General features: G+C 73.8%; 8 protein-coding genes. 7 read left to right on the top strand and 1 reads right to left on the bottom strand.

Annotated features, from left to right (window positions below; all coding sequences use genetic code 11):
- The first annotated feature begins 111 nt into the window (after positions 1-111).
- From ACFV4F_RS40735 to ACFV4F_RS40760, 6 genes are all read left to right on the top strand, one after another.
- Positions 112-1,626: a beta-propeller fold lactonase family protein gene (locus ACFV4F_RS40735; protein WP_380510592.1), complete on the top strand. Its 1,515-nt coding sequence runs from the start codon at positions 112-114 to the stop codon at positions 1,624-1,626.
- Positions 1,627-1,723: 97 nt separating this feature from the next.
- Positions 1,724-2,359: a transcriptional regulator gene (locus tag ACFV4F_RS40740; protein WP_380448431.1), complete on the top strand. Its 636-nt coding sequence runs from the start codon at positions 1,724-1,726 to the stop codon at positions 2,357-2,359.
- 5 nt (positions 2,360-2,364) lie between these two features.
- On the top strand, positions 2,365-2,916 hold the full coding sequence (locus tag ACFV4F_RS40745) for an aminotransferase class I/II-fold pyridoxal phosphate-dependent enzyme (protein ID WP_380510595.1): 552 nt from the start codon (positions 2,365-2,367) through the stop codon (positions 2,914-2,916).
- A gap of 296 nt (positions 2,917-3,212) precedes the next feature.
- Positions 3,213-3,974, top strand: coding sequence for a serine/threonine protein kinase (locus tag ACFV4F_RS40750; RefSeq protein ID WP_380448425.1), 762 nt, complete (start codon positions 3,213-3,215; stop codon positions 3,972-3,974).
- Positions 3,971-5,452 carry a serine/threonine-protein kinase gene (locus ACFV4F_RS40755; protein WP_380510598.1) on the top strand — a complete coding sequence of 494 codons (1,482 nt, stop codon included), beginning with the start codon at positions 3,971-3,973 and terminating at the stop codon, positions 5,450-5,452. Before ACFV4F_RS40750 ends, ACFV4F_RS40755 begins: the two co-directional genes overlap by 4 nt.
- A gap of 90 nt (positions 5,453-5,542) precedes the next feature.
- Entirely contained in the window at positions 5,543-6,652 is a 1,110-nt protein-coding gene (locus ACFV4F_RS40760) for a calcium:proton antiporter (RefSeq protein WP_380448422.1), read from the top strand.
- Between the two features lie 83 nt (positions 6,653-6,735).
- On the opposite strand, the gene ACFV4F_RS40765 is transcribed toward ACFV4F_RS40760, so the two are convergent.
- The gene (locus ACFV4F_RS40765; RefSeq protein WP_380510601.1) at positions 6,736-7,734 is read right to left on the bottom strand and encodes an LPXTG cell wall anchor domain-containing protein; all 999 of its coding nucleotides are present in this window, start codon (positions 7,732-7,734) and stop codon (positions 6,736-6,738) included.
- Positions 7,735-8,181: 447 nt separating this feature from the next.
- On the opposite strand from ACFV4F_RS40765, the gene ACFV4F_RS40770 reads away from it, so the two are divergent.
- A complete protein-coding gene (locus ACFV4F_RS40770) occupies positions 8,182-9,123 on the top strand; it encodes an ABC transporter substrate-binding protein (RefSeq protein WP_380448418.1) in 942 nt (313 codons plus the stop codon).
- The last annotated feature ends 134 nt before the right edge of the window (positions 9,124-9,257 follow it).

Raw genomic sequence — 9,257 nt, forward strand, 5'->3', positions numbered from 1 at the left:
TGTGTGTTAATAGCGCGGGCGGGGGGCGGGGGGCCCGGGGGGGGGGGGCCCCCCCGCGGGGGGCGGGCCCCCCCCCCCCCCCCCGCGCCCGTCGTCACGGCCACCGTGCCGGTGGCGCCCTACCCGGCCGGGGTCGCGCTCACCCCGGACGGCGCCCGGGCGTACGTGACCAGCCAGAGCAGCGGCACGGTGAGCGTGCTCGACACCGCGGGCGGCACGGTGACGGGCAGCTTCACCGACGGCACCGGGTCCTACGCGGTCGCGCTCTCGCCGGACGGAGGCCGCGCCTACCTGACGCACCACCTGGACAACACCGTCAGCATCGTCGACACGGCCACCAACACCGTCTCCGCGACCGTCCCGGTCGGCACCCAGCCGTGGGGCCTCGCCCTGTCGGCGGACGGCTCGCGGGCGTACGTCGCCAACGCCGGGGCCAACACCGTGAGCGTGCTGGACACGGCGGCGAAGGCGGTCACCGCGACCGTGCCGGTGGGCGCCGAGCCGCACGGGGTCGCCGTCTCCCGGGACGGCAAGAAGGTCTACGTCGCCGCGTCGAGCGGGCAGGCGGTGAACGTGATCGACACCGCGAGCAACACGGTGAGCGCCACGGTCCCGGTCGGCCACGGCGCCTTCGGCCTGGCCCTGAGCCCGGACGGCAGCAGACTGTGGGCCGCCAACGGTGACGACAAGACGGTCAGCGTGATCGACACCACCACCAACGCCGTGGTCTCCGCGGTCACCGTGGGCGCCAACCCGTACGCCGTCGCCCTCTCCCCGGACGGTGCCACGGCGTACGTCTCCAACTACACCGACAACACGGTCAGTGCGGTGGACACCGCGAGCCGCACCGTCACCGCGACCGTCCCGGTCGGCACGGCGCCCTACAGCCTCGCCGTCAGCGCCGACGGGCGGCGCGGCTACCTCGCCGACTTCACCGCCAACGCCGTCAGCGTGCTGAACTTCCCGCTGCCCGTGCCCGTCGTCACCGGGATCAGCCCGGCCACCGGCTCGCAGGTCGGCGGCACCACGGTCACGATCACCGGCACCGACCTGGCCGGCGCGACGGCGGTGAGCTTCGGCGCGGCCGGCAACGCCCCCGCCTTCAGCTGCACCAAGACCGGCTGCACCGCGACGGCCCCGGCCACCACGGCCACCGGCCCGGTCGACGTCCAGGTCACCACGCCCGGCGGCACCAGCGCGGCGGTGGCCGCCGACCGCTTCACCTACGCCGCTGCCAGTGCCCACCTGGGCGTCGCGCTCGCCGCCACGCCGGTGACCGGCCTGGCCGGCGGCCGGGTCGACTACACGATCACGCTCACCGGCCAGGGTCCCGACCCGGTCACCGCCGCCACCGTCGGCGCCGCCCTGCCGCCCGGTCTGCCCGCGACCTCCAGCGACTGCGCGGTCGCGAACGGCCAGCTCACCTGCACGCTCGCCGCCCCGCTGGCCAAGGGCGCGACCACCACGCGGCACTTCTCGGTCGGGCTCGGACTGTTCAGCGGCGTCCAGAACTTCGCCGTCACGGCCTCCCGCACCTCCGGGACGCCGGCCGACCCGTCGCCCGCCACCGCCCGGGACACCCGTAGCTGCACGGCGGTCTTCGCACTGCTGATCACCTGCAGCTGATCCACGAGCACGAGCGGCCCCGCCACCCGGAGGGAGGCGGGGCCTGCGCTTTCGCCTGCGCTGGACGAAACGTCCAGACTGGACGTACAGTCCAAACATGCCCGCCGAATCCCCCGACCCGCGCCTGCGGACCTGGTCACCGGTCTGCCGCGCGGTGGCCCTGCTCCTCGGGCCCTACGCCGAGGTGGTCCTGCACGACGCCGCGACCGACACCGTGCTCGGCATCTGGAACCCGATGTCCGCCCGCGCCCCCGGCGACCCGTCCCTCCTCGGCGAGCTCGACGAACTCGAACCGGCCGCCGACGGTGTCTACGGCCCCTACGAGAAGCTGCTGCCCGACGGCCGCCGCCTCTCCTCCGTCAGCGCCGTCCTGGCCGACGACGCCGGGCGGCCCTCGGCGGTGCTCTGCGTCAACCTCGACCGCGGCCCGCTCGAACAGGCCGCCGCGCTGCTGGCCGGCTTCGCCGCCCCCACCGCCCCGCGCCCCGAGCCCCTCTTCGAGCGGGACTGGACCGAGCGCATGAACGACGTCATCGGCGGTTACGTCCGCGCCCACGGCCGCCCGCTCGAACGCTTCGGCCGCGAGGACCGCCTCGCCGTCCTGCGCGAGCTCGACGCCGCCGGCGTGCTCGCCGTGCGCCGCGCCGTCCCCGCCGTCGCCACCGCGCTGCGGGTGTCCCGCTCGACCGTCTACACCCTGCTGACCGACCTCAAGCACGAGAGCGAGGCCTGAGCACGATGACCAGGCTCCCCGACTTCCGCCTCGAAACCTACTTCTCCCGCTGGGAGTTCACCGCCCGCCACCACCTCACCGCCTCCGACGCGGAGACGATGACGATGGCCGAACTCCTCGCCCTCGCCGATCCCGAGGACCGGAAGGCCTGGGACACCCTCGCCCTCGGTTACACCGAGACCTTCGGCGACCCGGGGCTGCGCCGCGCGATCGCCGGCATGTACGAGGAGGTCGACGCCGACGACGTCGTCTGCTTCGGCGGCGCCCAGGAGGGCCTCAACCTGGCCATGCAGGTGCTCCTCGAACCGGGCGACCACGCCGTGGTGATCACGCCCAACTACCAGTCCGCGGAGACGGTCCCGCTCTCGATCTGCGAGGTCACCGGCGTCGCCCTGGACGAGCGGCAGGACTGGGCGCTCGACGTCGACGCCGTCGAGGCCGCGCTGCGCCCGAACACCCGGGTCGTCTCGGTCAACTTCCCCAACAACCCGACCGGTGCGCTGATCGACGCGGCCGACCTGCGCCGCCTGGCCGAACTCTGCGACGAGCGCGCATGATCTCAACCTCCTTGAAAACAAAGGGAATCTCACGGAGCGAGATGAGTCTTGCACGGATCGTGGTCATGTTTCGTGTGTGTTACGTCACACTCATGGTGACCGTTCAACTACGTGCAGCAATATCGTGGCCGAACGTTCGGCGTGCGGACATGCCCGCGATGCGGCGACGTGTCCTTCGGATGTGATGAAGCACCGATGAAACGTGCTGGTCGTGTGCCGGTTCACTCGTCCGGGTGGCGGCGTGCCGCGGGGCCTGATCGGACGGATACCATCGACCCGACCCACGGAGGTGGCGCGTGGACACGGTCATCGTGCAACTGCCCGACCGGGCAACGGCGGTGGCGCCCGGCGGGCGGCCCGGACTGCTGCGGATGGGCCCCGGCGAGACGGCGGTGTTCGGACGCGGCGAGCCCGGCCGGGCCGTCCCCATCCCGCTGCCCGACCAGGGCGTCTCCCGCCGGGCCGGCGAGATCACCGCGGCCGAGGACTACTGGCGGCTGTCCAACTTCTCCGCCACCGCCACCTACGTCGTGGAGAACCTCGAAGGCGCCGGCGAGCACGTCAAGGTCGCGCCGGGCCGCCTCGGCGCACCCGTGCCGTTCGAGTTCTCCCGCGTCCTGCTGCCCGCGCTCGGCGAACCCGCCTCATTCAAGGTCTTCGCCCCGCAACACGCCTACCTGGAGGGCGAGTCGGACGGCACCGACGGCGAACGCACCGTCAGCCCGTTCGCCCTCGACCCCACCGCCAAGTACTTCCTCGTCCTGCTCGCGCTGTGCGAACCCCGCCTGCGCTCGCCCTCCGCCGCCACCGTGCCCGGCGCCACCGACGTCGTCACGCGGCTGCGCGCCCTGCCCTCCTGCCACGGGCTCACCCGCTCGGCGGTGAACTACCACATCGACTACCTGGTGTTCACGAAGCTGCGGCTGCGCGAGCCCTTCGACGACGACCGCGGCGGCGGCAAGCGCGAGGAACTCGCCGCCCTCGCCCTCAAGTTCGACCTCGTCCGGGAGGAACACCTGGCCCTGCTCCCGCCCCGGCACCCGGCCGCCCGGCCGTGAGCCCCGCCCGGCCCGAGCACCGGCCGATCGACGTGCCGGACGGCTACCCGGTGGCCGGCTACCGGATCGGCGAACTCCTCGGCGCCGGCGCCTGGGGCAGCGTCTACGCCGCCCACGGCCCCGACGGCGCCCAGGCCGCCGTCAAGCTCCTCGGCCCCGCCCGGCTCAGCCCCGGCCAGCGCGGCGCCATGGCCCAGGTCGCGCACAGCGAACTGCGCTTCAGCAGCCGCGCCGACCACCCGTACCTGATCCGCACCCTCGCCGTGGCCACCGTCGACGACCCCGCCCACCCCGCGCTCGACGGCGCCCTCGCCCTCGTCATGGAACGCGCCGCCCGCAGCCTCCAGGACGTCCTCGCCGCCGCGAGCCCCGGCCGGCCCGTCCCCGGCGCCGACCGCATCCTCACCCAGGTCTGCGCCGGCCTCACCCACATGCACCGTGCCGGGTGGGTCCACGGGGACCTGAAACCGGCCAACATCCTCCTCATGCCCGACGGCACCGCCAAGCTCGCCGACTTCGGCCTCACCGCCGAACTGGAGGGCACCCACGCCTACGCCCCGCCGCTCGGCTCGCCCGACCACGTCCCGCCCGAGTGGTGGTCCGAGCGCACCGGCGCACGCGGCGTCGCCCTGCGCCCCAGCACCGACGTCTGGGCCTTCGGCATCCTCGCCCACCAGGTGCTCACCGGCGGCCTGCACCCGTTCCTCGGCGCCACCGCCCGCGCCCGCTCGCTCGCCGCCCAGGCGTACGCGCGCGGCGCCGCGCCGCTGCGGCTGGACGAGGCCCTGCCCGGGCGCTGGCGCACCGCCGTCACCGCGTGCCTGGCCGCCGACCGCGAGGACCGGGCCCGCGCCGACCTCGCCGCGCTCGTCGCCGCCGCCACCGCCCGCACCGGCGCCCGCCGGCTGCGCCGGGCGACGCTCGCCGGGCTGACGGCCTGCGTCCTCGTCGTCCTCACCCTGACCGGCCGCCCCGAGCCGAGCGGCGCGGCGCCGCCCGCCGCGCCCCCGCCGCTGCCCGGCGCGATCCCGGCCGGGTCCGACGTCCCGGCCGCTTACCGCGGCATGGTCGAGGACGCCGCCCGGCGCTGCCCCGAACCCGAGGTCACCCCGGTCCTGCTGGCCGCGATGCTCAAGGCCGAGAGCGGCTTCGACCCGAACGCCGCCCGCCCCGAGACCGGCGAGTACGGCATCGCGATGTGGACGCCCTCGGTGTTCAACGCGTGGAGCAAGGCCGCCGCGCACCCCGGTCCCAAGGACTACATGGACCCCGGCGATGCGATCGCCGCCATGGGCAACTACGTGTGCTGGCTGGACCAGCAGATAAAGCACCACGGCTTCACCCGGGACCTGCCCGCCCTCGTCGCCGCGGCCTACCGGACCAGCGACAAGACCGTGGCCGCCGCGGGCGGCGTTCCGGACCGGGTCCGGGCGCACGTCGACCGGGTGCTGGAATACCTCCACGACTACGGCGGGTAGCCGGGCAATTCGGGATGAGCCGGGTCACATTCCCCGCCGGACCGGCGCGGGCACCCGGCCCGGTGACGCTCCGTCTGGGATCCTCGCGGAATGATCACGAAGCTGCGCGCGGGCGCCGCGCAATGGACCGTCGTCGTTCCGGTGCTGGCCTTCGTCGTCCTGGCCCTGACCTGGCACCGCGACCTGCCCGGCTGGGTGGTGGGGGTCGTCGCCTGCTTCCTCGCCGGTGCGGTGCTGTCCGCCGTCCACCACGCCGAGGTCATCGCGCACTGGGTCGGGGAGCCGCTCGGATCACTCGTCCTCGCGGTGGCCGTCACGGTCATCGAGGTCGCGCTCATCGTCACGCTGATGGCCGACGGCGGCGACAAGTCCGCCACCCTGGCCCGGGACACCGTCTTCGCCGCCGTGATGATCACCTGCAACGGCATCCTGGGGCTGTCGATCCTGGTCGCCGCGCTCAAGTACCGCACCGCCGTCTTCAACGCCGAGGGCACCGGCGCGGCCCTCGGCTGCGTCGCCACCCTGGCCACCCTGAGCCTCGTGCTGCCGACCTTCACCACGAGCTCCCCGGGCCCGCAGTTCTCCACCACCCAGCTCACGTTCGCGGCCACCGCGTCGATCGTCGTCTACGGGCTGTTCGTGGCCACGCTCACCGTCCGCCACCGGGACTACTTCCTGCCGGTGACCGCCGAGGGCCGGGTCCTCGCCAAGGAGGACGAGGAGGACCACGCCGCCCCGCCGACCGTCAGCGGCGCCGCCGTCAGCCTGCTGCTGCTCGCCGTCGGGCTGGTGGCGGTGGTCGGCCTCGCCAAGGGCGTCTCGCCGACCATCGAGTCGGCGGTGTCCTCCGCCGGGCTGCCGCACTCGGTGGTCGGCGTCGTCATCGCGCTGCTCGTTCTCCTGCCGGAGACGATCGCCGCGCTGCGGGCCGCGCTGCGCAACCGCGTGCAGACGAGCCTCAACCTCGCCCTCGGCTCCGCGCTGGCCAGCATCGGCCTGACCATCCCGGCCGTCGCCATCGCGTCGACCTGGCTCAGCGGCCCGCTCCACCTCGGCCTCGACCCGGCCCACATGGTGCTGCTCACCCTGACCGTCGTGGTCGGCACCCTGACCGTCATCCCGCGCCGCGCGACTCCCCTCCAGGGCGCGGTGCACATGGCGATCCTGGCCGCCTACGTCGTCCTCGCGGTGAACCCGTGACGGGCCGCCGTTCGTAGGGAAGTCCCCGGCGCCGCCCGGTGTGGGCGGGAGGCGCCAGGGACTCACCGTCTCCGCGCGACCGCTCAGGCGGTGCGGCGGCGGCGGGCGTAGACGAGGGCTGCGCCGCCCACGAGCAGCGCGGTGCCGGCGCCCGCGTACAGCAGGGTGCCGTCGCTACCGGTCTGGGCCAGCTTCGGGCCGTTGGCGGCCGGGGCGCCCTTGATCGGCGTCGGGACGCTGACCTTGGCCGGGACGACCAGCGGCTTGGCCGGGTTGACCGCGGTGGGGGTCGACGGGGTCTGCACCGGCACGGTGGCGGTCGGCGCCGGGGCCGACGGCGAGCCGCTCGGGGCGGTGGAGGGGGCGGTCGACGGGGCACCGGTGGCCGGGCCGCCGGCGGCGGGGGTGGTCGGCGCGGCGGTGGGCGACGCCGGCTCGGCCGGCTTGGTGGCCGGGGTGGTCGGCTTGTCGCTGGGCTTGTCGCTGGGCTTCTCCGACGGCTTCTCGGAGGGCTTCCCGCTGGGCTTCTCGGAGGGCTTGTCGCTCGGCTTGTCGCTCGGCTTGTCCGAGGGCTTGCCGGTGGCCGGGGTGCTCGGCACCGCGGTCGGGCCCTTCGACGGGGCCTTGCCGCCGCAGTCGACCTTGAAGACCTTGTGCTTCGGGTTGTCCAGCGCCGGGTCGTCCTCCGGGATCTCGCCGTTGACGAGGGTCACGGCGGCCCAGTAGAGCTTGTACTGGCCGTCCGGCAGGTTGATGTCGTCGGTGCGGACGTCACCGTTGGCGTCGACCGGCAGGTCGCCGTACGCGACCATCTGCTCGTCGTCGCCGTGCACCGAGGCGATCATCCAGACGATGTCCTGGTTGGCGTCGAAGCCGAACGAGTCCAGGTAGAAGGTGCAGACCTTGGGCTCGTTGCGGGTGTCCTCCTGGCCGGTGGAGGCGTCGTGGATCTTGACGGTGCCGTTGTTGCCGGGGGCGTTCTTGCCACCGGGGGCGGCGTGGGCGGCGGGGGAGAGCAGCAGGAGCGCGGCGGCGGTCGGGACGGCCACGAGCGAGCGTGCGGTGGTGGAGCGGATGTGCATGGCGTTCCATCGGGTGTGGCAGGCCGGGACGAGCCTGCACGGTGGGGAGGGAGCCCACGGCGTATTTCGGCCAGCTGGCCGAAAATGTACGACGGTAGGTGCGCAAAAGCTCCCTCACCCGGAATCCGGACGCAAGGAGCGTTTGCGTCACTTGTCCGATATCGACACGAACTTCCGACTAGTCCGTCGCAACGATCGGATCACCGGGTTGTGGTGAAGCCGTGTCCGTCCCGCGATGCGGCCCGCCGCACGCGTCCCCGGCGTGAAGTGCGAGGATGGCTCCCGACCGCCCCCGACGGCGGACCTCCGCCGAGCGGCCGCCCCCGCACCCCAGGGCGGCCCGACGAACCGGGCACACGGCGACGAGGTCCGCACTGCGTACCCCGGCAGGCACTCCGGCGCGGCGTCTCCCTGCCCGCACCCCTCCTGCGAAGAAGACGCATCGCGATGCACCGCACCCCCGGCCCTGCCCAGGGCCCCTCCGTCCACGCCCTCCCGCTGCGCGCCGCCGCCGTCCTCGGCACCGGCGGCCTCCTGCTGACCGGCTGCGGCAGCGGCACCGCCGATCCCGGCGCCCAGGCCGACCTGCGCGCGAGCCTCCCGAAGGCGGTCAAGGCCGCCGGCGTCCTGCGGATCGGCTCCTACCTCCACTACCCGCCCGTCGACTTCCGGGACACCGACGGCAAGCCGGCCGGCCTCGACCCGGAGATCGCCACCGCCGTCGGCGACTACCTCGGCCTGCGCGTGGAGTTCACCGACCTGCCGTTCGAGCAGCTGATCCCGGCCGTCCAGACCAAGAAGATCGACCTGGCGATGTCCGCCGTGATCGACACCAAGCAGCGCCAGCTCGGCGCCGCCGACGACGGCCACCAGGCCGACCCGGGCGTCGACTTCGTCGACTACTTCACCACCGGCACCTCGATGGTCGTCAAGGCCGGCAGCCAGCTGTCCCTCACGACCGTCGACGACCTGTGCGGCCACACCGTCGCCGTCCAGCGCGGCACCCTCCAGGACGACTTCGCCACCCGCCAGCAGGGCGCCTGCCCGCGCACCGGCAGGCAGCTCAAGGTCGACCGCTTCGACAGCGACGACCAAGCGCTCGCCGAGGTCGCGAGCGGCGCCGCCGTCGCCGACCTGAACGACTACCCGGTGGCCCAGTACAACACCACCACCCCCGCCAGGACCGGCAAGTTCCAGCTGGCCAACACCCACTTCCTGCAGTCCGGCCCGTACGGCATCACCGTCGCCAAGGACGACACCGGGCTGCGCGACGTCGTCTCCAAGGCGCTCGACCAGGTGATCCTCGGCGGCGGGTACGACAAGATCCTCGCCAAGTGGAACGTCACCACGGGCGCCGTCGCCAGCACGGTCGTCAACGGCGGTCTGTGATCCGACGGCCCCGGGCCTGTCTTCAAACCCCCGCCTGCCGTGCGGCGTCTGGGCACGCACCTCGCCGCGTTGTCGTCGGTCGCCGATGCTCCGCATGGACTCCCTCCTCCGCCTTGCGATGCACGCACCCAGAC

It is taken from the genome of Kitasatospora sp. NPDC059722, from assembly GCF_042733235.1.
GTDB lineage: Bacteria > Actinomycetota > Actinomycetes > Streptomycetales > Streptomycetaceae > Kitasatospora.

Excerpts from the sequence above, each read along its gene's own strand:
- ACFV4F_RS40745 (WP_380510595.1), top strand. The coding sequence starts at position 2,365 with ATGACCAGGCTCCCCGACTTCCGCCTCGAAACCTACTTCTCCCGCTGG.
- ACFV4F_RS40770 (WP_380448418.1), top strand. The coding sequence starts at position 8,182 with ATGCACCGCACCCCCGGCCCTGCCCAGGGCCCCTCCGTCCACGCCCTC.
- ACFV4F_RS40760 (WP_380448422.1), top strand. The coding sequence starts at position 5,543 with ATGATCACGAAGCTGCGCGCGGGCGCCGCGCAATGGACCGTCGTCGTT.
- ACFV4F_RS40740 (WP_380448431.1), top strand. The coding sequence starts at position 1,724 with ATGCCCGCCGAATCCCCCGACCCGCGCCTGCGGACCTGGTCACCGGTC.
- ACFV4F_RS40765 (WP_380510601.1), bottom strand. The coding sequence starts at position 7,734 with ATGCACATCCGCTCCACCACCGCACGCTCGCTCGTGGCCGTCCCGACC.